This window comes from Streptomyces sp. CB02923 (genome assembly GCF_001905005.1).
Lineage (GTDB): Bacteria > Actinomycetota > Actinomycetes > Streptomycetales > Streptomycetaceae > Streptomyces.
On the sequence record NZ_LWKZ01000012.1, the window covers coordinates 1,219,865 to 1,242,304 of the forward strand.

Sequence of the window (22,440 nt, forward strand, 5' to 3'; positions counted from 1 at the left end):
GCCCGCCCGTCACCCGACCGGGGACCGTGCGCCACCCCCGCGGATTGTCGGTGGGGGGTCGTAGACTTCACAACCGTCGCTTCCCCCAGCCGCTACTTTTCCCGGAGGTCTTCCGCCGTGGCCAAGCCGCCCTTCACGCATCTGCACGTGCACACCCAGTACTCGCTGCTGGACGGTGCCGCGCGGCTGAAGGACATGTTCAACGCGTGCAAAGAAATGGACATGACGCACATCGCCATGTCCGACCACGGCAACCTCCACGGCGCCTACGACTTCTTCCACTCCGCCCAGTCGGCCGGCGTCACGCCGATCATCGGCATCGAGGCGTACGTGGCGCCCGAGTCGCGGCGCACCAAGCGCAAGATCCAGTGGGGCCAGCCGCACCAGAAGCGCGACGACGTCTCCGGTTCCGGCGGCTACACCCACAAGACCATCTGGGCGGCGAACAGCACCGGGCTGCACAACCTCTTCAAGCTCTCCTCCGACGCGTACCGGGAGGGCTGGCTCCAGAAGTGGCCCCGGATGGACAAGGAGACGATCTCCCAGTGGTCCGAGGGCCTGATCGCCTCCACCGGCTGCCCCTCCGGTGAGCTGCAGACCCGGCTGCGCCTCGGCCAGTTCGACGAGGCGCTGAAGGCCGCCTCCGAATACCAGGACATCTTCGGCAAGGACCGCTACTTCCTGGAGCTGATGGACCACGGCATCGAGATCGAGCGCCGGGTCCGCGACGGTCTGCTGGAGGTCGGCAAGAAGCTCGGCATCCCGCCGCTGGTCACCAACGACTCCCACTACACCTACGCGCACGAGGCGACCGCCCACGACGCCCTGCTGTGCATCCAGACCGGCAAGAACCTCTCGGACCCCGACCGCTTCCGGTTCGACGGCACCGGCTACTACCTGAAGTCCACGGACGAGATGTACGCCATCGACTCCTCGGACGCCTGGCAGGAGGGCTGCCGCAACACCCTCCTGGTCGCCGAGCAGATCGACACCACCGGCATGTTCGAGAAGCGCGACCTGATGCCGAAGTTCGACATCCCCGAGGGGTTCACCGAGGTCACCTGGTTCCAGGAGGAGGTGCGGCGCGGCATGGAGCGCCGCTACCCGGGCGGCGTCCCCGAGGACCGGCAGAAGCAGGCCGCGTACGAGATGGACGTCATCATCCAGATGGGGTTCCCCGGCTACTTCCTCGTGGTCGCCGACTTCATCATGTGGGCCAAGCGCAACGACATCGCGGTGGGCCCCGGCCGTGGTTCCGCCGCGGGTTCGATCGTCGCGTACGCGATGGGCATCACCGACCTCGACCCGGTCACGCACGGTCTGATCTTCGAGCGGTTCCTCAACCCCGAGCGCGTCTCGATGCCCGATGTCGACATCGACTTCGACGAGCGCAGGCGCGTCGAGGTGATCCGGTACGTCACCGAGAAGTACGGCGAGGACAAGGTCGCCATGATCGGTACGTACGGCAAGATCAAGGCGAAGAACGCCATCAAGGACTCCGCGCGGGTGCTGGGCTACCCGTACGCGATGGGCGACCGGCTCACGAAGGCGATGCCCGCCGACGTCCTGGGCAAGGGCATCGACCTCAACGGCATCACCGACCCCGCGCACCCCCGCTACAGCGAGGCGGGCGAGATCCGGGGGATGTACGAGAACGAACCGGACGTGAAGAAGGTCATCGACACCGCCAAGGGCGTCGAGGGCCTGGTCCGGCAGATGGGTGTGCACGCGGCCGGCGTGATCATGTCCAGCGAGCCGATCGTCGACCACGCCCCGCTCTGGACGCGGCACACCGACGGCGTGACGATCACGCAGTGGGACTACCCGCAGTGCGAGTCGCTCGGCCTGCTGAAGATGGACTTCCTGGGCCTGCGCAACCTCACCATCATGGACGACGCCCGCAAGATGGTGGAGGCCAACAAGGGCGTCACGCTGGACCTCCTGGAGATCCCGCTCGACGACCCGAAGACGTACGAACTGCTCTGCCGCGGTGACACCCTCGGCGTCTTCCAGTTCGACGGCGGTCCGATGCGTTCGCTGCTGCGCCAGATGCAGCCCGACAACTTCGAGGACATTTCCGCCGTGTCGGCCCTGTACCGGCCGGGCCCGATGGGCATGAACTCGCACATCAACTACGCCGAGCGCAAGAACGGCCGCCAGGAGATCACCCCGATCCACCCGGAGCTGGCGGAGCCGCTCAAGGAGACCCTCGGTCTGACCTACGGCCTCATCGTCTACCAGGAGCAGGTGCAGAAGGCCGCCCAGATCGTCGCCGGGTACAGCCTCGGCGAGGCCGACATCCTCCGCCGCGTCATGGGCAAGAAGAAGCCCGAGGAACTGGCGAAGAACTTCACCATCTTCCAGGCCGGTGCCCGCAAGGGCGGCTACACCGACGCGGCGATCCAGGCGCTGTGGGACGTCCTGGTCCCCTTCGCCGGCTACGCGTTCAACAAGGCGCACTCCTCCGCGTACGGACTCGTCACGTACTGGACCGCCTACCTCAAGGCGAACTACCCGGCGGAGTACATGTCCGCGCTGCTCACCTCGGTGCGCGACGACAAGGACAAGTCGGCGGTCTACCTCAACGAGTGCCGCCGCATGGGCATCAAGGTGCTCCCGCCGAACGTGAACGAGTCCCTGGCGAACTTCGCCGCCCAGGGCGACGACGTGATCCTCTTCGGCCTCACCGCCGTGCGCAACGTCGGCCAGAACGTCGTCGACTCGATCATCCGCTGCCGCAAGGCCAAGGGGAAGTACTCCTCCTTCCCCGACTACCTCGACAAGGTCGAGGCGGTCGTGTGCAACAAGCGCACCACGGAGTCGCTGATCAAGGCGGGTGCCTTCGACGAGATGGGGCACACCCGCAAGGGCCTGACCGCGCACTACGAACCCATGATCGACAACGTGGTGCAGGTCAAGCGCAAGGAGGCCGAGGGGCAGTTCGACCTCTTCGGCGGGATGGGCGACGACAGCGCCGACGACGGCCCCGGCTTCGGCATGGACATCGAGTTCTCCGACATCGAGTGGGACAAGACGTACCTGCTCGCGCAGGAGCGCGAGATGCTCGGCCTGTACGTCTCCGACCACCCCCTGTTCGGCCTGGAGCACGTCCTGTCCGACAAGGCGGACGCGGCGATCTCCCAGCTGACCGGCGGCGACTACTCCGACGGCTCGATCGTCACCATCGGCGGCATCATCTCCGGCCTCCAGCGCAAGATGACCAAGCAGGGCAACGCCTGGGCCATCGCCACCGTCGAGGACCTGGCCGGCTCCATCGAGTGCATGTTCTTCCCGGCGACGTACCAGCTGGTCTCCACCCAACTCGTCGAGGACACCGTCGTCTTCGTCAAGGGGCGGCTGGACAAGCGCGAGGACATCCCGCGGCTGGTCGCCATGGAGATGATGGTTCCCGACCTCTCGGAGGCCGGCGCCAACGCCCCCGTGACGATCACGATCCCCACGGTCAAGGTCACCCCGCCGCTGGTCGAGAAACTGGGCGAGGTGCTCACCAGCCACCGCGGCGCGACCGAGGTGCGGATCAAGCTCCAGGGGGCGCGCAAGACGACGGTGCTCCGGCTGGACCGGCACCGGGTGACGCCGGACCCGTCCCTCTTCGGCGACCTGAAGGTGCTGCTGGGGCCGTCCTGCCTGGCGGGCTGAGCGGGCTGAGCGGGCCGAGTGGGTGAGCGGTGCCGGGGGCCGAGGTTCCCGGCACCGTGACGCCCCCGGGCTCCGTACGGCCGACAGGGTGCGTGGCGACTTTGTACAACCGCGAAACTAATTTGCCCAACCGGTGGAAAGCCATGGCGTAAACCGGACATCTACGCGAGTAGCGTTCCCAACGGAACGAACTTTCGCGTGAGGGATGGTTTCGTCAATGAACGCAGCAGTGATCAACAAGGCCGTCTTCCTCCTCAGGGACGCTCACCTCTCGCCCCTGCAGGCCCGCCACGGCCTGGCCGCCTACTTCCCGGGTCTGGACATGACCGACCGGGTGCGGCACGTCCAGGCGGCGTACGACATCGTCAGCGGCGGCCGCCCGGCGTGCCGGACCAAGGCGTCCGACCTGACGCAGCCCCGTTACTTCGCGGCGGCCCACGAGCGGCACGGCTTCACGGACTGAGGCTCGCCGGAGGCAGAGACGGCGCACGGAGCGCAAGAGGGGCGCACCCCAAACGGGTGCGCCCCTCTACTGCTGTGTGACGGCAGTCAGTTGTGGCCGAAGCGGCGCTGGTGCTTACGGGCAACGTCGCGCGGGGTCGCCTCCACGGACTGGGCCGATGCCTGGGCCTCCATCGCCGACCGCTCGGCGTCCTGGCGGTTGCGCTCAGTGGTCTGAGCGCCCTTCTCCTGCTGATTACGGTCGCGATTCTTGTTCTTGGCCATGACCGTGCCTCCTGAGGGGGATCCTGGGATCGGGGCCGTGACCAGGCTTACACGCGCCGTTGTTCCGCGCATTTCGGGCAATTACCGTGAGTAATGCGTCGCTCCACGTGGTGTGTTCGCCCTCGGCGCCGGATCCGCCACGCCGATGATCGAGTTCGGGCAGTTAACCCCCGTACGGTCGGGCAGACTCGAAGGAAAGCAGAAGCAAAAATCTCGGGCCACGGGCCGAGCCGGGGGGCGTCCGACTTCAGCACCTCAGGGAAGAGGGTGGAACGTGGATCGCTGCGTCGTCCTGGTGGACGCCGGATACTTGCTGGGCGCCGCCGCGAGCCTGCTCGCCGGAGAGCCCACCCGGTCCCGGATCACTGTCGATCACGCCGCCCTCATCCAGGGCCTGCGACAGCGCGCCGAGGCCGACACGGAACGGCCGTTGCTGCGCATCTACTGGTTCGACGGCGCGCCCGACCGGGTGCCGCAGCCCGAGCACCGGCGGCTGCGCGTCATGTCGCGGGTCACCGTCCGGCTCGGCGCGCTGACCCGCAGCGACGGCCGCTGGGCCCAGAAAGGCGTCGACGCCGCGATGCACGCGGAGTTGACCGAACTGGCCCGCAACCGGGCCTGCTCCGACATCGTGCTCGTCACCGGCGACGGCGACCTGCTGCCCGGCCTGATGTCGGCCAAGGAGCACGGCGTCGCCGTACACCTGTGGGCCGTACAGGCCGCCGACGGCGACTACAACCAGTCCGAGGACCTCGTCGCCGAGGCCGACGAGCGGCGGGTCCTCGACCGGGCGTGGATCACCCGCGCCGTGCGCCTCAAGGAGCTCGGCGGCCCCTGCGCGCCGCCGCCCGTACCGCGGCCGGAGATCGCCGCCATCCTCTCGGCGCCCCTGCCCGAATCCGCCGTCGCGGCCGCCGCGGCCGCGGCCTCCGCCGCCCACGACGCGGAGCGGGCCGCCGTCCGTGACCGCAACGGCGCGAACGGCACACCGCGGCCCGCCCCCGCGGAGCGGGCCGGCTCCACCGGGGCGTGCGCCCGGCCGGGCGCCGCCGAGCGGGACGCCGAGGGCGGCGCGCCGGGCGGCAAGGGCGCGCCGGTCCCCACCCCGAAGGACCTCGCCGACCTGAACCGGGGGCCCGGCGCCGGGCCGGGCGGGGCCTCTGGGGCCCCGGCCCCCGTCCCCAGCGCGACGCTGCGCTGGTCCTCCGACAAGGGCTGGGTCGAGCGCGGCGGCCCGGTCGGCGAACCGCCCGAAACCGCCTCGCTCCCGACACTCGCCCAGCTCACCAGCGCGGAGCAGCGCTGGGCCGACCGCGAGGAGGACATCACGGCCGTCAGCGGCGACCCCTTCGAAGTGGGCCAGGTCTTCGCCCGCCGCTGGACGGAACGGCTCTCCGACACGGCCCACCTCCAGCAGATCTCCACGGAGTACCCCCGCATTCCGCACCGCATCGACGGCGAACTGCTCCGTTACGCGGCCCGCTTCGGCCTCCTCGCCCACAAGGACGACCAGATCGACGAGCACGACCGGTATGCGATCCGCGCCGGTTTCTGGCGCGAAGTCGACCTCCGGACGGCGGCGTCCCACGTGCCGGTGGGGGAGTGAGGGCGGAGCCGCCCGCAGGTCCGGACGGCGCGGTCCGGCGGCCCCGCCTCCGCCGCGCGCAGGGGGTGAGGACAGTCATGGGCTCGGATGCGCGTACGCTCGTTGCTCGTGAGGATGGGTGCGAAGCGGGTGGAGCGCGGCGAGCCGGTGTGTGCCGTGCGGGACCTGGTCAAGACGTACCCCGCGGTGCGCGGGCGGCGGGGAGCGGCGGGGACGCCGGCCGTGCGGGCCAGTGACGGGATCGGCCTGGACGTGCACCGGGGGGAGATCTTCGGGCTGCTCGGGCCGAACGGAGCCGGCAAGTCGACGCTGGTGCGGCAGCTCACCGGGCTGCTGCGCCCCGACTCCGGCAGTGTCACCGTGCTGGGCCACGACCTGGTCCGGCACCCGGAGCGCGCCTCGCGCCTGCTCGGATACCTGGGCCAGGAGTCGAGCGCCCTGGACGAGATGACGGTCGCGCTGGCCGTGGAGACCACCGGCCGCCTGCGCGGCCTGGCGGCCCGGGACGCGCGCGCCGAGCGGGACGAGGTGGTGGCGGAGCTGGGGCTCGGCGAGATCGCCGGACGCCCGCTCAAGCGGCTCTCCGGGGGCCAGCGCCGCCTCGCGTGCTTCGCCGCCGTACTGGTCGGCGAGCGGCCGCTGCTGGTCCTGGACGAGCCGACCACCGGCATGGACCCGGTGGCGCGCCGCGCCGTGTGGGCCGCCGTGGACCGGCGCCGGGCGGAACGCGGCGCCACCGTGCTGCTGGTGACGCACAACGTCATCGAGGCGGAGAGCGTGCTGGACCGGGTCGCGGTGATCGACCGCGGCAAGGTCATCGCCTGCGACACGCCCGGCGGGCTGAAGAGCCTGGTGGGTGAAGAGGTGCGGCTGGAGCTGGTGTGGCGGGAGCAGGCGCCGCTGGACGTGCCCGCGGTGGCCGCGCTGCGCGAGGACGCACGGGCCAGCGGGCGGCGCTGGACGCTGCGGCTGCCGCCGGACCGGGCGCGGGAGGCGGTGGCCGCCGTGACGGCCGGTCCGGCCTTCGCCGCGCTGGACGACTTCACACTCGCGACGCCGAGCCTGGAAGATGTGTACCTCGCGCTCGGGGGCCGTACGGAGGAAGGCTTGGTGAAGGCGTGAGCGTGGTTCCCGCGGAGGCGAAGGCACAGGCGGTGGCGTCGGCCGCGGCCGGGCCGGGGAGCGCCGCCGGCCCGCGGCCGGACGCGGACGGTCCGGCCCCCGCGCCGCTGGCGCCCGCGGCCCGTCTGCTGCCCGCTCTCGGTGCCGTGTACCGGGCCCAGCTGTCGCGGGCCCGGGTGGCCCGCATCCCGCTGCTGTTCGTGGCGACCTTCCAGTCGATCGGGATCATGGTCCTGATGCGCGGTGTGGTCGACGGGGGTGACGCCGCGCGCGCCGTCGTGGCCGGTTCGAGTGTGCTGGTCGTGGCGTTCGTGGCGCTGAACCTGCTGGCCCAGTACTTCGGGCAGCTGCGCGCCAGCGGCGGCCTCGACCACTACGCCACGCTGCCGGTGCCGCCCGCCGCGGTGGTGCTGGGCGCGGCCGCCGCGTACGCCTCGTTCACCGCGCCGGGGACCGTGGTCACGGCCGTGACCGGGTGTCTGCTGTTCCAGCTGCCGATGGCGAACCTGTGGGTGCTGATCGCGGTGATCCCGCTGGCGGGAGCGGCCCTCGCCGGGCTCGGCGCCGCGCTGGGCCTGCTCGCGCCGCGGCCGGAACTGGCCACACTCTGCGGCCAGTTGGGCATGTCCGCGGCCTTGCTGCTGGGTGTGCTGCCGGCCGCCGGGCTGCCCGTGCCGATCTCGTACGCGCGAGACCTGCTGCCGTCGACCTACGGGGTCGAGGCCCTGGCGCGCGGCTTCGACGCCCGGCCCGACTGGCTGGCGGTCCTCGTGGACCTGGGAGTCTGCGCGGCCGTCGGCGTCCTGTCGCTGGCCGTGGCGACCTGGGCGTACCGCCGGGCGGCCGTACGGTGACGGATCCGGCGGGGCGGCGGCCTTCCGGGGCTCCGGGCGACGCGCGGGGCCCGGCGGACGGGGCCGGGCAGACCGGCCGGAACCGGCCGCGGAACCGTCCTGCCGACAGCGGCACCGTGCCCACCTGGCACGATGACGGGGTGACCGCACCGCAGACGCCGCACGACGACCAACCGCACGAGAACCGACCGTCCGAGCACCCGTACAACCCCTGGGCCAGTCCGTCCGGGGCGTCGTCCGAACCGACCTCCGAAGGGTCCGCCGTGCACGACCGGGCCGCATTCCGCCGTGAACTGCGCGAGGCGGCGCTGATCGCGCTCGCGGTGACGGTGTGCGGCGCGCTGCTGGGCGTCCTGTGGGCGTGGCTGGCGCCGCACGTCCCGCTCATCGGGGACGGCATCGGCAACGTCTACCTCAAGAACATCGAGGGCGAGGAGGCCATAGGAGGGGACGGCACCTTCATCCTGCTGGCCCTGGGCTTCGGTGTGGTGTGCGCGGCGGTGGCGTTCCTGATCCGCAGAGGCGGGGGCATCCCGCTGGTGGTGGCGCTGGTGGTGGGCGGACTGCTCGGCTCCGTGGTGGCCTGGCGGCTGGGCGTCTGGCTGGGGCCGTCGTCCGACCTGGCGGCGCGCGCGGCGGAGGCAGGCAAGGGCGTGCCCTTCGACGGGCCGCTGCGCCTTGAGGCCAAGGGCGCGCTGCTCGCCTGGCCGGCCGGCGCCATGATCGCCCACCTGCTCCTGACCGGCCTCTTCGGTCCCCGCGACCCGGAGCCGCCGGAGCCGGAGTGGTTTCCCGGAACGCAGCAGACCCCGCCGCCGTCGGACGGCTGACGGGGCCGCGCCGCGCGGCGGGCTCGCTCCGTGTCTCAGGCGGGGCGCCGCCCGTGATTGGCCTTGCCCTTCTTGATGCGCCACTTCCGCTTACGGGTCTTCTTCGACATGGCGTACCTCCTCCACGGGTCGTATCGGAGGACGGCGGGGGCGTAAAGGCCTGGCGTCGTGACGGCCGGGGCGTACGGGTACATCCGGCCGCGCGGAACACGGCAAACGGCGCATGGGGCGCGCCCGGCCGCATGGGCACCGTGCGGCACCGCGCCCTCAGGCGGCCCCCCAGCCGCGCTCTCAGCCGCGCCCTCGGTTGTGCTCCAAGGCGCGCCGTCGGCCGTGCCTCAGTCGCGCGCGATCTCCGCGAGCGTTGCCTCCGTGAGGTTCCGGAGGTCGGCGGGGGCCAGTTCGACCTCCAGCCCGCGGCGTCCGGCCGACACGCACACCGTCGCGTGCGCGGCCGCCGACGCGTCGATCACCGTACGCAGCCGCTTGCGCTGGCCGAGCGGCGAGATGCCGCCGCGTACGTAGCCGGTGCTGCGTTCCGCCGCCGCCGGGTCGGCCATCACGGCGCGTTTGCCGCCGGCCGCCGCGGCCAGGGCCTTGAGGTCGAGGGAGCCGGAGACCGGTACGACGGCGACGGTCAGCGCGCCGTCCACCTCGGCGAGGAGCGTCTTGAAGACCTGGTCGGGGGAGACGCCGAGCGCTTCGGCGGCCTCCTCGCCGTATGACGCGGCGGCCGGGTCGTGCTCGTACGCGTGGAGGGTGAAGTCGACGCCCGCCTCGGTGAGGGCGACGGTCGCCGGGGTGCCGCCGGCGCCGGCCGGCTGCTTCCCGTTCTTCGGCTGCTTGGTCCGCTTCGGCTTCTTGGACAAGGTCGTCGCGCCTCGGCTCGCTCGTAGAGGTCGTCGGTACGGGGACAGGTACGGGTACGGAAAGGGGCGGCGGCCCCCGCCTCAGTTGGGGCTGGTGGGGTGCCGGGTCAGGTCCACCGCGGGCAGCGACGGGAGCTTGCCGATCACCGCGGTCTCCTGGCGGAGGAGCTTCAGCTCCTGCGTGAGCCGGGCCGCGGTGTCCGGCGCCTCCAGGAGCCGCTGCTTGGCGGGGATGTCGAGCACGGCGGCGGCCGCCACCAGGTACGACAGCACCGACGGCTCGTCGGGCAGGTCCTGGCCGCTGGACAGCGTGCGCTCGTTCGCCCAGGCCAGCCGCTTCTGGTAATTGCGGAAGGTCCGTACGACACCGGAGGCCAGCGCGCCGGCGCCCTCGCCGTCGGTCTCCTCCAACTCCTCCACCTCGCCGACCAGGTACGGGCCCGAGGAGTCCACCGACAGCAGCTTGAAGCGGGTGGTGCCGGTGGCCAGCACCTCGTACCCGGGGGCGTCGGGTCCGGTGCCGGGGGAGAGCGCCGCGTCGGCGGCGGCCTCGGCGGCCTCGTCGGAGGCGAGGGCCGAGCCGGGGGCGCCGCTCTTCTCGCGGATGGTGGCCGCGTCGGCCACGCATCCCACGGTGTGGAAGGCGCTGATCGGGTCGGGGCCGAAGCCCGCGCCCGGCCCGTCGGCGGGCAGCGCCGTGCTGTCCGGCAGGCCGGGGGAGGAGGGCGCCACCTCGCGGCCGTCGCGGATCGCGACGACCCCGAAACGGCGTTCGTCTTCGGGCAGGGCGAGGAGGTCGCGCATCATCGCCCGGTACCGCGCCTCGAAGACGTTGAGCGGGAGGACGAGTCCCGGGAACAACACCGAGTTCAGCGGGAAGAGCGGTAGGCGCACGGAGGTCACAGCCCGTAAGCCTAGAGCCTGTGGAGGCGGGTGTGGTTCGCGGCCCGCAATCCGGGGCCCCGCGCGAGGGCACGACGGGCTCCGTTCCGGTGACGTACGGCCTCCGAACGGCCCCAGGGCCCGCCCTGATCCGGCCCCGGACCAGGGGCCGGAATCCAGGCGGCGCACGGCCGCCCGCCCTCCGGTAACCCGGCGCCGGGGCCGCCGGACGCCCCGCGCCGCCCCTTCCGGAAGCCCGCCCGGCGCCACGCGCCCCCGCGCGCTCCTACTGCCGGCGCAGCAGCCGCGACGCGCCCGCCGCGACCGTCGTCGCCAGGACCCAGCCGGTGAGGATCATGATCGCGGCGACCCACTGGGAGCCGCCGTCCGGTTTCCACGACGACCCCTGGTAGAGATCGATCACCGGCAGCAGCAGGTCGAGGGAGTAGAGGTACGGGTTCCAGGGCGGCGCCTCGCCCGGCTTGAGGGCCGGGGGCGGGGACTGGGCGAAGTAGACCGTGCCGAGGGCCCAGAGGATCACCATCCAGACCGCGGCCCGCCCCGGCCGGTAGCCGTACGCCACCGTCCAGTCCTGGAGGACGCCCCACGACTTGGCGGCCAGCGGCAGCGTCTCGCGCCGCCGCCGCTGCTTGGCGAGCAGCACCTCGCGCGCGTCGGAGTCCTCGCCGCCGCTGCGCAGCGCGGTGGCGAGCATCTCGTAGGGCTCCGGCGCGTACTCCGGCGTGGCGGCGGCGACCCACTCCAGCCGGCGGGACAGCGGGAAGTGCCCGCGCGGGATGAGCGTCTCGTAGTTGAATCCCGCCATCCACAGGCCGCCGAGCCCCGGCCAGCTCGCCGCCTTGTCGACGAGGTTGACGACCCGCGCGCCGGAGAGGATGACCCGCCCGCGCTGCGGCCGCTCGCCCAGAAAGCGCAGCTCCGGGGTCTGGATGCGGCGCAGCGACAGTTCCTGGTCGGCCTCCATGATGAAGCGGGCCTGCTCGAAGTCGACGGCGTCACCGAAGCGCCCGTCGTCCAGGCGCATCCCGCCCTCGCACTCGAAGCGCTGCATACGGGTGCCGCGGGTGGGGGTGTGGGCGATGCCGTACGGGGGTGTGGCGGTGGCGCTGGAGAACGGCGAGTTGGCCAGGCCCGCGCCGGTCAGGTAGAGGGTGCGCTCGACCGTCATCTGGGGGGCGTTCAGGGCGCGGCGCCCGTACGGGTTGCTGAGCCGGCTGCCGCGCAGGCTCAGCGACACGCCGATCGTCGCGCCGCGCAGCGACAGCTCGCCGTAGGACTCCATCATCTCGGCCTGGAGGTCCTGGGCGACGGTGAGCCCGTCCGCCATCACCGAGCGGCCCTGCCGGTCCTTGTGCACCACCGTCTGGTTGAGCAGCAGGTCCGTGCCGATGTGCGCGTCCGTCAGGCGGATGCCGGAGCGCACGACGCAGCGCGGCAGGTGCAGGTCGCCTTCGGTGTGCAGCCGGGCCGCCTCGAACCGGGGTATCGCGCAGCCCACCATCCGCAGGGTGGTGAAGCGGCTCTCGGGCAGCACGACCTCGTTCTGGAAGCGGCAGTCGCGCAGCTCCACGAATGGCTTGATCGTGCCGCCCGCAAGGTCGAGAGTGTCGGTGATGTACGCACCTGCCAGTTTCAGCGCGGAGACCCGGCCGGGCTGCGCGGGCGGCCCCTCCAGCAGCAGGAGCGCGACGATGCGGGCGCGCACCCGGCGCTCCGGGCCCCAGCGGAACTGCCCGTGCGGGTCGTCCCTGGCCGGGTCGCCGGTGCGCAGGTCGCAGGTGCTGCCGTTGCGGAACGCCTGCCACAGGCTCCACTCGGCAGGGTTCAGCATCAGCTCTGCGGGTGCGTCGCCCTCTTCCGGCGTGGCCACCGTGCCATCCCCCCTTTCCCCGCTCCCCCGAGCGGTTCCGTACGGTCCCGCGTGCGCGGTGGCCGCGTCCAACCGTTTCTGCACGCCGACCGCGCCACATGCCCCGCGTCCGCCGCGCCACTCCGTACGCTCGTACGTCCGTACGAACCCCATGCCCGCTGCGTGACCACTCGAACGCGAAACGTGAGGATCGATTCGAGACGGTCTCAGGGGTTTGGCCGCCGTCCCCGGCCCCACCAGCCCCGACGCGGTCCCGGTGCTGTGTATCACCGACTGATACGGGCGCTCGGGCCCGGGAACGGGTCTGAGACACTGGAGGGGTGATCTCCCGAATCGATCTGCGCGGTGACGCCCTCCCCGAGGGCGGCGCCCTGCGCGACCTGCTGCCCCGTGCCGAGTTCGACGTGGAAGCCGCCCTGGAGAAGGTGCGGCCCATCTGCGAGGACGTGCGCCATCGTGGGACGGCCGCGCTGATCGAGTACGCCCATCGGTTCGACGGCGTCGCCATCGAGCGGGTGCGGGTGCCCGCCGAGGCGCTGGAGCGGGCGCTCGCGGAGCTGGACCCGGCCGTCCGGGCCGCCCTGGAGGAGTCGATCCGGCGCGCCCGGATCGTCCACCGCGAGCAGCGCCGTACGGACGTCACCACCAAGGTCGTCCCCGGCGGCACGGTCACCGAGCGCTGGGTCCCGGTCGAGCGCGTCGGCCTGTATGTACCCGGTGGCCTGGCGGTTTACCCGTCCTCCGTGGTCATGAACGTGATTCCGGCCCAGGAGGCCGGTGTCGAGGGCGTCGCCGTCACCTCCCCGCCGCAGGCGGAGTTCGGCGGCCTGCCGCACCCGACCATCCTCGCCGCCTGCGCCCTGCTCGGCGTCGACGAGGTGTACGCGGCCGGCGGTGCCCAGGCGATTGCCATGTTCGCGTACGGCACCGCGGAGTGCCGCCCCGTCAACCTGGTCACCGGCCCCGGCAACATCTACGTCGCCGCCGCCAAGCGCCTGCTCAAGGGCCGTATCGGCATCGACGCGGAGGCCGGTCCCACCGAGATCGCGGTCCTCGCGGACGCCACCGCCGACGCCGCGCACGTCGCCGCCGACCTGATCAGCCAGGCCGAGCACGACACGCTCGCCGCCGCCGTCCTGGTCACCGACTCGGCCGAACTGGCCGCGGCCGTCGAGACCGAGCTGAAGACCCAGGTGGCCGCGACGAAGCACACCGAGCGGATCGGCGCCGCGCTGGCCGGCCGCCAGTCCGCGATCGTGCTGGTGGACGGCGTGGACGAGGGCCTGAAGGTCGTTGACGCGTACGGCGCCGAGCACCTGGAGGTCCAGACCGCCGACGCGTCCGCGGTCGCCGCCCGGGTGCGCAACGCCGGTGCGATCTTCGTCGGCCCGTACGCCCCCGTCTCGCTCGGCGACTACTGCGCCGGCTCCAACCACGTCCTGCCCACCGGCGGCTGCGCCTGCCACTCCTCGGGTCTGTCCGTCCAGTCGTTCCTGCGCGGCATCCACGTCGTGGACTACAGCCGCGACGCGCTGGCCGAGGTCGCCCACCATGTGGTGACCCTCGCCGAGGCCGAGGATCTCCCGGCCCACGGCGCCGCGCTGAAGGCCAGGTTCGACTGGAAGGTCCCGCAGAGCAAGTGAGCAGGCACGTGACGAAGATCGACGACCTCCCCATCCGGGACGAGCTGCGCGGCAAGTCCCCGTACGGCGCGCCGCAGCTCGACGTACCGGTACGCCTGAACACCAACGAGAACCCGTACCCGCTGCCCGAGCCCCTGGTGCGGCGGATCGCCGAGCGCGTCACCGAGGCCGCCCGCGAGCTGAACCGCTACCCCGACCGGGACGCGGTCGAGCTGCGCACCGAACTCGCCGCCTACCTGACGCGCACCGGCGGCCACGAGGTCACCGCGGCCCACGTCTGGGCCGCCAACGGCTCCAACGAGGTCATCCAGCAGCTGCTCCAGACCTTCGGCGGTCCGGGCCGCACCGCGATCGGCTTCGAGCCCTCGTACTCGATGCACGGCCTGATCTCCCGCGGCACCGGCACCGGCTGGATCTCCGGGCCGCGCAACGACGACTTCACCATCGACGTCGAGGCGGCCGTGGCGGCCATCGGCGAGCTGCGGCCCGACGTGGTCTTCGTCTGCTCGCCCAACAACCCCACCGGCACCGCCGTCGCCGCCGAAACGGTTCTCGCGCTGTACGAGGCCGCGCAGGCCGCCCGTGCCGGCACCGGCGGCGCGCTGGTCGTCGTGGACGAGGCGTACGGCGAGTTCAGCCACCGTCCCTCGCTGCTCCCGCTGATCGAGGGCCGCCCCAACCTGGTCGTCTCGCGCACCATGTCCAAGGCGTTCGGCGCCGCCGGGCTGCGCCTGGGCTACCTGGCCGCCGATCCGGCCGTGGTCGACGCCGTCCAGCTGGTACGCCTGCCGTACCACCTCTCGTCCGTCACCCAGGCCACCGCGCTCGCCGCCCTGGAGCACACCGATACGCTCCTGAAGTACGTCGAACAGCTCAAGGCCGAGCGCGACCGGCTGGTGGACGAACTGCGCGCGGCCGGCTGCGAGGTGGTCGACTCCGACGCCAACTTCGTCCAGTTCGGCAGGTTCGATGACCAGCACGCCGCCTGGCAGGCCCTGCTCGGCCACGGTGTCCTGGTCCGTGACAACGGCGTACCGGGCTGGCTGCGGGTCACCGCGGGAACCCCGGCCGAGAACGACGCGTTCCTCGACGCGGTCCGTGCAGTACTGAAGGAGAACCGATGAACCGCGTTGGGCGCGTGGAGCGCACCACGAAGGAGACCTCGGTGCTGGTCGAGATCGATCTCGACGGCACCGGCCAGGTCGATGTGTCGACAGGCGTCGGCTTCTACGACCACATGCTCGACCAGCTCGGCCGGCACGGCCTCTTCGACCTCAAGGTCAAGACCGACGGCGACCTGCACATCGACACCCACCACACCATCGAGGACACCGCCCTCGCGCTGGGCGCCGCCTTCAAGCAGGCCCTCGGCGACAAGGTCGGCATCTACCGCTTCGGCAACTGCACCGTCCCGCTGGACGAGTCGCTCGCCCAGGTGACCGTCGACCTCTCAGGGCGTCCGTACCTGGTGCACACCGAGCCCGAGAACATCGCGCCGATGATCGGCACGTACGACACGACGATGACCCGGCACATCCTGGAGTCCTTCGTCGCGCAGGCGCAGATCGCCCTGCACGTCCACGTCCCGTACGGCCGCAACGCCCACCACATCGTGGAGTGCCAGTTCAAGGCGCTGGCCCGCGCGCTGCGGTACGCCAGCGAGCGTGACCCGCGCGCCGCCGGCATCCTCCCGTCCACCAAGGGAGCGCTGTGAACGGCCTCTCCACCGTCTTCATCGTCCTCGGCCTCTTCCTGCTCGGCGGGCTCTACTCCTTCTGGAAGCAGGGGATGGGCAAGAGCGTGCTCGTCCTGCTGGGCATCGGCTCGGCCATGTGCCTGGTCGCCGGCATCCTCCGCCTGGAGGTCTGGAATTGAGCGCCGCACCCGCGAAGAGCGCCACGCCCGCCAAGAAGGTCGTCGTCTTCGACTACGGCTTCGGCAACGTCCGCTCCGCCGAGCGCGCCCTCGCCCATGTCGGCGCCGACGTGGAGATCACCGGTGACTACGACAAGGCCATGAACGCCGACGGACTGCTCGTCCCCGGCGTGGGCGCCTTCGCCGCCTGCATGAAGGGCCTGCGCGAGGCCCGCGGCGACTGGGTCATCGGCCGCCGCCTGTCCGGCGGGCGCCCGGTCCTGGGCATCTGCGTCGGCATGCAGGTCCTCTTCGCCCGCGGCATCGAGCACGGCGTGGAGACCGAGGGCCTGGACGAGTGGCCCGGCACGGTCGGCCCGCTCAAGGCCGACGTCGTCCCGCACATGGGCTGGAACACCGTCGAGGCACCGGAGGGCACGCGGCTGTTCGACGGCCTGCCCGCCGACGCCCGCTACTACTTCGTGCACTCCTACGCCGTACGCGACTGGGAGCTGGAAGTCGGCAACCCGCACATCCGCGCACCCCAGGTCACCTGGGCCACGCACGGCGAGCCGTTCGTGGCCGCCGTCGAGAACGGCCCGCTGTGGGCCACCCAGTTCCACCCCGAGAAGTCCGGCGACGCCGGCGCCCAGCTGCTGTCCAACTGGACCAAGACCCTCTAGGACCCTCCGCGATGAGCAAGCTCGAACTCCTCCCCGCCGTCGACGTCCGCGACGGCCAGGCGGTCCGCCTCGTGCACGGCGAGTCCGGCTCCGAGACGTCCTACGGTGACCCGCTGCAGGCCGCGCTGGCCTGGCAGCAGTCCGGCGCGGAGTGGCTGCACCTGGTCGACCTCGACGCGGCGTTCGGCACCGGCGACAACCGCGCGCGGATCGCCGAGGTGGCCCGCTCGATGGACATCAAGGTCGAACTCTCCGGCGGCATCCGCGACGACGCGTCCCTGGAGGCCGCGCTCGCCACCGGCTGCAAGCGCGTCAACCTCGGTACCGCCGCGCTGGAGACCCCCGCGTGGGTCGCCAAGGTCATCGCCGAGCACGGCGACAAGATCGCGGTCGGCCTGGACGTACGCGGTACGACGCTGCGCGGCCGCGGCTGGACCCGCGACGGCGGCGACCTGTACGAGACGCTGGCCCGCCTGGACTCCGAGGGCTGCGCCCGCTACGTCGTCACCGACATCAACAAGGACGGCACGCTCCAGGGCCCCAACCTGGAACTGCTGCGCAACGTCTGCGCCGCGACCGACAAGCCGGTCGTCGCGTCCGGCGGCGTCTCCTCCCTGGACGACCTGCGCGCCATCGCCACACTGGTACCGGAAGGTGTGGAGGGCGCGATCGTCGGCAAGGCGCTCTACGCCAAGGCATTCACCCTGGAAGAGGCATTGGAGGCCGTGTCGTCATGACCATCGAGCGCGCGCAGACCGACAGTCCCTGGGAAGAGATCATCGGCTTCGCGCGCGCCGTGGCGGCCGGCGACCGCGTCCTGGTCGCCGGCACGATGCCGCTGGCCGGCGGCGTGCTGTACGGGGAGGGCGACCCGTACGAGCAGACGAAGGTCGCCTTCAGCAACGCGCTGGCGGCGCTGGAGCCGTTCGGGCTCGGGGCCGACGCGGTCATCCGCACCCGCATGTACCTGACCCACGCGCGGGACGTGGACGAGGCGGCCCGCGCCCACAAGGAACTCTTCGACGCCGTACGGCCCGCCGCGACCCTGGTCGTGGTCTCCGGCTTCGCCGACTCGCGCGTACTGGTCGAAGTCGAACTCGAAGCATTCAGAGAGGCCACGAGCACATGACCCTGGCGGTCCGAGTCATCCCCTGCCTGGACGTCGACAACGGCCGGGTCGTCAAGGGCGTCAACTTCAAGAACCTCCGCGACGCCGGCGACCCCGTCGAAATGGCCAAAATCTACGGCCAGGAGGGCGCCGACGAGCTGACCTTCCTCGACATCACGGCCTCCTCCGGCAACCGCGAGACCACCTACGACGTGGTGCGGCGCACCGCCGAGCAGGTCTTCATCCCGCTCACCGTCGGCGGCGGCGTCCGCGCGCCCGAGGACGTCGACAAGCTCCTCCGCGCCGGTGCGGACAAGGTCGGCGTCAACACCGCCGCCATCGCCCGCCCCGACCTGATCCGCGAGATCGCCGAACGCTTCGGCAGCCAGGTCCTGGTCCTGTCCGTCGACGCCCGCCGCACGGAGACCGGCTCCTTCGAGGTCACCACGCACGGCGGCCGCCGCGGCACCGGCATCGACGCCGTCGAATGGGCCCACCGCGCCGCGGAGCTCGGCGCCGGCGAGATCCTCCTGAACTCCATGGACGCCGACGGCACCAAGGACGGCTACGACACGGAAATGATCGCCGCCGTCCGCAAGCACGTCACCGTCCCCGTCATCGCCAGCGGCGGCGCGGGCCGCCTGACCGACTTCCCCCCGGCGGTCGAGGCCGGTGCGGACGCGGTGCTGGCCGCCTCCGTCTTCCACTTCGGTGATCTGCGGATCGGCGAGGTCAAGGAGACGCTGCGGGGGGCGGGGCATCCGGTGCGGTGATCCGGTCGCGAGTGAGTACGGCCGGTCACCCGTAGCGGTGACGTCGGGAGCGGGCGCGGCTGTGAGCCGTCTAGTCTGCGGCCATGCCTGCGATCACGGTTGATGTCACCGAGGAAGAACTGACCGAACTGCGCGCCGGAGCCGAGAAGGCGGGCGTGTCGGTCGAGCGGCTGGCGTACGCGATCGTCTGCGAGAGCGTCGCGCGCAGAAGGCGGCAGAGGTCCGCCGCCGAGTGCGCTGCCCGCTCTGGTGCAGTCGGCCCGTTCGAGGCCGTCTTGCCTCCGAGTGACGGCAAGGGAACGTGAAGGGAACTGCGGAGGGGCTCGACCCGGGCGCGTAACGGGCCTATCGGGACAGCCGCTGTCCGATTCCCCCGTGGTGCTTGTGTTCATGGGCGAGGTCTCCATACCGTGCTCGCGTTCGGATCCCGGATGCCCACCGGAAGGACGCCCCGCGATGATGTTCTCCCCGACCGGCCGTCACCGAGCACCCCGCCGCCGCAGTGGTGCGGGGCGATTACTGACCCGCGCCTCGACCGCGGCCGCCACCCTCGCGCTGCCGGTCGTCGGCGCGTCCGTCGCCTCCGCCGCGGACGGCGGGACGTACACCGTCGCCCCCGGTGACAGCCTCTCCGAGATCGCCGCGAAGCAGGGGGTCAAGGGCGGCTGGACGAAGCTGTACGCGAGCAATCGCTCGGCGGTCGGCGGTGATCCGGACCTGATCAAGGTCGGTACGAAACTGAAGCTGAGCGGTCCGGCCGCGGCGCCGCAGCGGCGCTCCTCCCGCGCCGCCGAACGGCCCGCCGTGCGCGCCGCGGCCGGAAACGACGCCGTACGGCCCGTCAGGGGCGGCACGCTCACCGCCGGGTTCGGGGCCGGTGGCGGCCACTGGGCCAACGGGCACACCGGGCAGGACTTCGCCGTACCCGTCGGCACCGCCGTCCGCGCCGCCCGCGGCGGGACCGTCGTGACGGCGGGCTGGGGCGGCGCGTTCGGGTACGAGGTCGTCGTACGCCATCACAGCGGGTCGTACACGCAGTACGCGCATCTGTCGCAGATCCGGGTGCCGGTGGGCGCGACCGTCGACGCCGGCGAGCGCATCGGCCGGTCCGGCGCCACCGGCAACGTCACCGGCCCGCACCTGCACTTCGAGGTGCGCTCGACCCCCGCCCACGGGTCGGCGGTCGACCCGATGGCCTGGCTGCGCAGGCACGGCGCGTTCGACTGAGCCGCGGGGACGGCCGGATCACCGCCTGCCCTTGCGGGCCGCCCGTACGTACTCCCGGTTCATCTTCGTGATGCTGAACAGCGGGATTCCCTTCGGGCAGGCGGTGGCGCACTCCCCGGCGAGGGTGCAGCCGCCGAAGCCCTCGTCGTCCATGGTGGTGACCATGTCCAGGACCCGGCTCTCGCGTTCCGGCGCGCCCTGCGGGAGGACGTTGAGGTGGTTGACCTTCGCCGAGGTGAACAGCATCGCCGAACCGTTCGGGCAGGCCGCCACGCACGCGCCGCAGCCGATGCACTCCGCGTGCTCGAAGGCGAAGTCGGCGTCCGGCTTCGGCACGGGCGTGGCGTGTGCCTCGGGCGCGGCGCCGGTCGGCGCGGTGATGTAGCCGCCGGACTGGATGATCCGGTCGAACGCGGAGCGGTCGACGACCAGGTCCCGTACGACGGGGAAGGCCGCCGCGCGCCACGGCTCGACGTCGATCGTGTCGCCGTCCCGGAAGGACCGCATGTGCAGCTGGCAGCTGGTGGTGCGCTCCGGGCCGTGCGCGTCGCCGTTGATGACGAGGCTGCACGCGCCGCAGATGCCTTCGCGGCAGTCGTGGTCGAAGGCGACCGGGTCGTCGCCCTTGAGGATGAGTTCCTCGTTGAGGGTGTCGAGCATCTCCAGGAAGGACATGTCGGGGGAGATGCCGTCCACGTCGTAGGTGGACATGCCGCCGTCGGCGTCGGCGTCGTGCTGCCGCCAGACGCGCAGGGTCAGCTTCATGCGTAGCTCCGCTGGGTGGGGTGGACGTACTCGAAGACGAGGTCTTCCTTGTGCAGGACGGGAGCGGCGCCGGTGGCGGTGAACTCCCAGGCGGCGGCGTAGGAGTACGCCTCGTCGCGGCGGGCCGCCTCGCCGTCCGGGGTCTGCGACTCCTCGCGGAAGTGGCCGCCGCAGGACTCGGCGCGGTGCAGCGCGTCGAGGCACATCAGCTCGGCCAGTTCCAGGTAGTCGACGATGCGGTTGGCCTTCTCCAGCGACTGGTTGAACTCTTCACCGGTGCCGGGCACCTTGATGCGGCGCCAGAACTCCTCGCGGATCTGCGGGATGCGGTCGAGCGCCTTGCGCAGGCCCGTTTCCGTACGGGCCATGCCGCACAGCTCCCACATGAGTTCGCCCAGCTCGCGGTGGAAGGAGTCGGGGGTGCGGTCGCCGTCGACGGACAGCAGGAGGTTGAGCTGGTCCTCCGTTTCGGCCAGGGCTTCCTGGACGGCGGGGTGGTCGGCGGTGATGTCGTCGTGGTGGGGGTTGCGGGCCAGGTAGTCGTTGATCGTGGACGGCAGGACGAAGTAGCCGTCGGCCAGGCCCTGCATGAGGGCGGACGCGCCGAGCCGGTTGGCGCCGTGGTCGGAGAAGTTGGCCTCGCCGACGGCGAACAGGCCGGGGACGGTGGTCTGGAGGTCGTAGTCGACCCACAGGCCGCCCATCGTGTAGTGCACGGCGGGGTAGATCCGCATCGGGACCTCGTACGGGTTCTCCGCGGTGATCCGCTCGTACATGTCGAAGAGGTTGCCGTACTTCTCCTCGACGGCCTTGCGGCCCATCCGGGCGATGGCGTCCGCGAAGTCCAGGTAGACGCCCTGGCCGCCGGGGCCGACGCCGCGCCCCTCGTCGCACACGTTCTTCGCCGCGCGGGAGGCGATGTCGCGGGGGACGAGGTTGCCGAAGGAGGGGTAGATCCGCTCCAGGTAGTAGTCGCGCTCGTCCTCGGGGATCTTGTTGGGCGGGCGGTCGTCCCCCTGGGCCTTCGGCACCCAGATACGGCCGTCGTTGCGCAGCGACTCGCTCATCAGCGTCAGCTTGGACTGGTGGTCGCCGGTGCGCGGGATGCAGGTGGGGTGGATCTGGGTGAAGCAGGGGTTGGCGAAGTACGCGCCGCGCCGGTGGGCCCGCCAGATGGCGGTGGCGTTGGAGTTCATGGCGTTCGTCGACAGGTAGAAGACGTTGCCGTAGCCGCCTGAGGCGAGGACGACGGCGTCCGCGAAGTACGTGTCGATGCGGCCGGTGACCAGGTCGCGGGCGACGATGCCGCGCGCCCGGCCGTCCACCACGATCAGGTCCAGCATCTCCGTACGCGGGTGCAGCTCGACGTTGCCCGCGGCGATCTGGCGGGAGAGCGCCTGGTAGGCGCCGAGCAGCAGCTGCTGTCCGGTCTGGCCGCGGGCGTAGAACGTACGGGAGACCTGCACGCCGCCGAAGGAGCGGGTGTCGAGCAGTCCGCCGTACTCCCGGGCGAAGGGCACGCCCTGCGCCACGCACTGGTCGATGATCTCGACGGAGATCTGCGCGAGGCGGTGCACGTTGGACTCGCGCGCGCGGAAGTCGCCGCCCTTGACGGTGTCGTAGAACAGGCGGTGTACGGAGTCGCCGTCGTTGCGGTAGTTCTTCGCGGCGTTGATGCCGCCCTGCGCGGCGATCGAGTGGGCGCGGCGCGGCGAGTCCTGGTAGCAGAACTGCACGACGTGGTAGCCCTGCTCGGCGAGTGTGGCACCGGCGGAGCCGCCCGCCAGGCCGGTGCCGACGACGATGACGGTGTGCTTGCGGCGGTTGGCCGGGTTGACCAGCTTGGCCGTGAAGCGGCGGGTGTCCCAGCGTTCGGCGACCGGGCCCGCGGGCGCCTTGCCGTCGGCGACCGGGTCCCCGGTCCGGTAATCGGTGTACGAGGTCATG

22 protein-coding genes are annotated in these 22,440 nt (G+C 71.8%); 16 read left to right on the forward strand and 6 right to left on the reverse strand.

From position 1 onward, the window contains the following. Positions 1-117 precede the first annotated feature (117 nt). On the forward strand, positions 118-3,660 hold the full coding sequence (gene dnaE / locus A6A06_RS17020) for a DNA polymerase III subunit alpha (protein ID WP_073762000.1): 3,543 nt from the start codon (positions 118-120) through the stop codon (positions 3,658-3,660). A 217-nt stretch (positions 3,661-3,877) separates the two neighbouring features. Then, entirely contained in the window at positions 3,878-4,123 is a 246-nt protein-coding gene (locus A6A06_RS17025) for a hypothetical protein (protein WP_199930898.1), read from the forward strand. Between the two features lie 86 nt (positions 4,124-4,209). On the opposite strand, the gene A6A06_RS41725 is transcribed toward A6A06_RS17025, so the two are convergent. Further along, positions 4,210-4,386, reverse strand: coding sequence for a hypothetical protein (locus A6A06_RS41725; protein ID WP_199930899.1), 177 nt, complete (start codon positions 4,384-4,386; stop codon positions 4,210-4,212). 274 nt (positions 4,387-4,660) lie between these two features. Here A6A06_RS41725 and A6A06_RS17030 point away from each other — a divergent pair, with 274 nt between their 5' ends. From A6A06_RS17030 to A6A06_RS17045, 4 genes are all read left to right on the forward strand, one after another. Continuing rightward, a complete protein-coding gene (locus A6A06_RS17030) occupies positions 4,661-5,992 on the forward strand; it encodes an NYN domain-containing protein (protein ID WP_073762002.1) in 1,332 nt (443 codons plus the stop codon). Positions 5,993-6,106: 114 nt separating this feature from the next. Then, positions 6,107-7,114: an ABC transporter ATP-binding protein gene (locus tag A6A06_RS17035; protein WP_073762224.1), complete on the forward strand. Its 1,008-nt coding sequence runs from the start codon at positions 6,107-6,109 to the stop codon at positions 7,112-7,114. Continuing rightward, the gene (locus A6A06_RS17040) at positions 7,111-7,968 is read left to right on the forward strand and encodes an ABC transporter permease (RefSeq protein ID WP_073762003.1); all 858 of its coding nucleotides are present in this window, start codon (positions 7,111-7,113) and stop codon (positions 7,966-7,968) included. The genes A6A06_RS17035 and A6A06_RS17040 overlap by 4 nt, the downstream gene beginning before the upstream one ends. Positions 7,969-8,108: 140 nt before the next feature. Next, the gene (locus tag A6A06_RS17045; RefSeq protein WP_073762225.1) at positions 8,109-8,798 is read left to right on the forward strand and encodes an ABC transporter permease; all 690 of its coding nucleotides are present in this window, start codon (positions 8,109-8,111) and stop codon (positions 8,796-8,798) included. Between the two features lie 338 nt (positions 8,799-9,136). On the opposite strand, the gene ybaK is transcribed toward A6A06_RS17045, so the two are convergent. The 3 genes from ybaK to A6A06_RS17060 all read right to left on the reverse strand — a co-directional run bounded on the left by ybaK (position 9,137) and on the right by A6A06_RS17060 (position 12,401). Beyond that, complete coding sequence (ybaK, locus tag A6A06_RS17050) at positions 9,137-9,667, reverse strand: Cys-tRNA(Pro) deacylase (protein ID WP_073762004.1); 531 nt, start codon at positions 9,665-9,667, stop codon at positions 9,137-9,139. 81 nt (positions 9,668-9,748) lie between these two features. Next, positions 9,749-10,570: an LON peptidase substrate-binding domain-containing protein gene (locus tag A6A06_RS17055; protein ID WP_073762005.1), complete on the reverse strand. Its 822-nt coding sequence runs from the start codon at positions 10,568-10,570 to the stop codon at positions 9,749-9,751. 265 nt (positions 10,571-10,835) lie between these two features. Then, positions 10,836-12,401 carry an oxidoreductase gene (locus tag A6A06_RS17060; RefSeq protein ID WP_073762226.1) on the reverse strand — a complete coding sequence of 522 codons (1,566 nt, stop codon included), beginning with the start codon at positions 12,399-12,401 and terminating at the stop codon, positions 10,836-10,838. A 359-nt stretch (positions 12,402-12,760) separates the two neighbouring features. Between A6A06_RS17060 and hisD the strand changes: the two genes are divergently transcribed. The 10 genes from hisD to A6A06_RS17105 all read left to right on the forward strand — a co-directional run bounded on the left by hisD (position 12,761) and on the right by A6A06_RS17105 (position 19,728). After that, complete coding sequence (gene hisD, locus A6A06_RS17065) at positions 12,761-14,083, forward strand: histidinol dehydrogenase (RefSeq protein ID WP_073762006.1); 1,323 nt, start codon at positions 12,761-12,763, stop codon at positions 14,081-14,083. A gap of 8 nt (positions 14,084-14,091) precedes the next feature. Beyond that, positions 14,092-15,207: a histidinol-phosphate transaminase gene (locus A6A06_RS17070; protein ID WP_073762007.1), complete on the forward strand. Its 1,116-nt coding sequence runs from the start codon at positions 14,092-14,094 to the stop codon at positions 15,205-15,207. Continuing rightward, positions 15,204-15,797, forward strand: coding sequence for an imidazoleglycerol-phosphate dehydratase HisB (hisB, locus tag A6A06_RS17075; protein WP_003984418.1), 594 nt, complete (start codon positions 15,204-15,206; stop codon positions 15,795-15,797). Before A6A06_RS17070 ends, hisB begins: the two co-directional genes overlap by 4 nt. Next, entirely contained in the window at positions 15,794-15,958 is a 165-nt protein-coding gene (locus A6A06_RS41730; RefSeq protein WP_199930901.1) for a hypothetical protein, read from the forward strand. Before hisB ends, A6A06_RS41730 begins: the two co-directional genes overlap by 4 nt. Further along, positions 15,955-16,620 (forward strand): imidazole glycerol phosphate synthase subunit HisH, encoded by a 666-nt coding sequence (gene hisH / locus A6A06_RS17080; protein WP_073762008.1) that lies wholly within the window; start codon positions 15,955-15,957, stop codon positions 16,618-16,620. Before A6A06_RS41730 ends, hisH begins: the two co-directional genes overlap by 4 nt. 11 nt (positions 16,621-16,631) lie before the next feature. Beyond that, a complete protein-coding gene (gene priA, locus A6A06_RS17085; RefSeq protein ID WP_073762009.1) occupies positions 16,632-17,357 on the forward strand; it encodes a bifunctional 1-(5-phosphoribosyl)-5-((5-phosphoribosylamino)methylideneamino)imidazole-4-carboxamide isomerase/phosphoribosylanthranilate isomerase PriA in 726 nt (241 codons plus the stop codon). Beyond that, entirely contained in the window at positions 17,354-17,749 is a 396-nt protein-coding gene (locus A6A06_RS17090) for a RidA family protein (RefSeq protein ID WP_073762010.1), read from the forward strand. The genes priA and A6A06_RS17090 overlap by 4 nt, the downstream gene beginning before the upstream one ends. Beyond that, on the forward strand, positions 17,746-18,501 hold the full coding sequence (gene hisF, locus A6A06_RS17095) for an imidazole glycerol phosphate synthase subunit HisF (RefSeq protein WP_073762011.1): 756 nt from the start codon (positions 17,746-17,748) through the stop codon (positions 18,499-18,501). Before A6A06_RS17090 ends, hisF begins: the two co-directional genes overlap by 4 nt. A gap of 83 nt (positions 18,502-18,584) precedes the next feature. Beyond that, the gene (locus A6A06_RS17100; protein WP_073762012.1) at positions 18,585-18,806 is read left to right on the forward strand and encodes a hypothetical protein; all 222 of its coding nucleotides are present in this window, start codon (positions 18,585-18,587) and stop codon (positions 18,804-18,806) included. Positions 18,807-18,957: 151 nt separating this feature from the next. Continuing rightward, positions 18,958-19,728: a LysM peptidoglycan-binding domain-containing M23 family metallopeptidase gene (locus tag A6A06_RS17105; protein ID WP_242440768.1), complete on the forward strand. Its 771-nt coding sequence runs from the start codon at positions 18,958-18,960 to the stop codon at positions 19,726-19,728. 18 nt (positions 19,729-19,746) lie between these two features. On the opposite strand, the gene A6A06_RS17110 is transcribed toward A6A06_RS17105, so the two are convergent. Then, entirely contained in the window at positions 19,747-20,493 is a 747-nt protein-coding gene (locus A6A06_RS17110) for a succinate dehydrogenase/fumarate reductase iron-sulfur subunit (RefSeq protein WP_073762013.1), read from the reverse strand. Further along, positions 20,490-22,439 carry a fumarate reductase/succinate dehydrogenase flavoprotein subunit gene (locus A6A06_RS17115; protein WP_073762014.1) on the reverse strand — a complete coding sequence of 650 codons (1,950 nt, stop codon included), beginning with the start codon at positions 22,437-22,439 and terminating at the stop codon, positions 20,490-20,492. Before A6A06_RS17115 ends, A6A06_RS17110 begins: the two co-directional genes overlap by 4 nt. Position 22,440 lies beyond the last annotated feature (1 nt).

What these genes read in the sequence shown, in the direction of transcription:
- A6A06_RS17060 (WP_073762226.1), bottom strand. Translation starts at nt 12,401, where the DNA reads ATGCTGAACCCTGCCGAGTGGAGCCTGTGGCAGGCGTTCCGCAACGGC.
- A6A06_RS17090 (WP_073762010.1), top strand. Translation starts at nt 17,354, where the DNA reads ATGACCATCGAGCGCGCGCAGACCGACAGTCCCTGGGAAGAGATCATC.
- priA (WP_073762009.1), top strand. Translation starts at nt 16,632, where the DNA reads ATGAGCAAGCTCGAACTCCTCCCCGCCGTCGACGTCCGCGACGGCCAG.
- A6A06_RS17100 (WP_073762012.1), top strand. Translation starts at nt 18,585, where the DNA reads ATGCCTGCGATCACGGTTGATGTCACCGAGGAAGAACTGACCGAACTG.
- hisB (WP_003984418.1), top strand. Translation starts at nt 15,204, where the DNA reads ATGAACCGCGTTGGGCGCGTGGAGCGCACCACGAAGGAGACCTCGGTG.
- A6A06_RS17105 (WP_242440768.1), top strand. Translation starts at nt 18,958, where the DNA reads ATGATGTTCTCCCCGACCGGCCGTCACCGAGCACCCCGCCGCCGCAGT.
- A6A06_RS41725 (WP_199930899.1), bottom strand. Translation starts at nt 4,386, where the DNA reads ATGGCCAAGAACAAGAATCGCGACCGTAATCAGCAGGAGAAGGGCGCT.
- A6A06_RS17115 (WP_073762014.1), bottom strand. Translation starts at nt 22,439, where the DNA reads ATGACCTCGTACACCGATTACCGGACCGGGGACCCGGTCGCCGACGGC.
- A6A06_RS17035 (WP_073762224.1), top strand. Translation starts at nt 6,107, where the DNA reads ATGGGTGCGAAGCGGGTGGAGCGCGGCGAGCCGGTGTGTGCCGTGCGG.
- hisF (WP_073762011.1), top strand. Translation starts at nt 17,746, where the DNA reads ATGACCCTGGCGGTCCGAGTCATCCCCTGCCTGGACGTCGACAACGGC.
- A6A06_RS17025 (WP_199930898.1), top strand. Translation starts at nt 3,878, where the DNA reads ATGAACGCAGCAGTGATCAACAAGGCCGTCTTCCTCCTCAGGGACGCT.
- A6A06_RS17110 (WP_073762013.1), bottom strand. Translation starts at nt 20,493, where the DNA reads ATGAAGCTGACCCTGCGCGTCTGGCGGCAGCACGACGCCGACGCCGAC.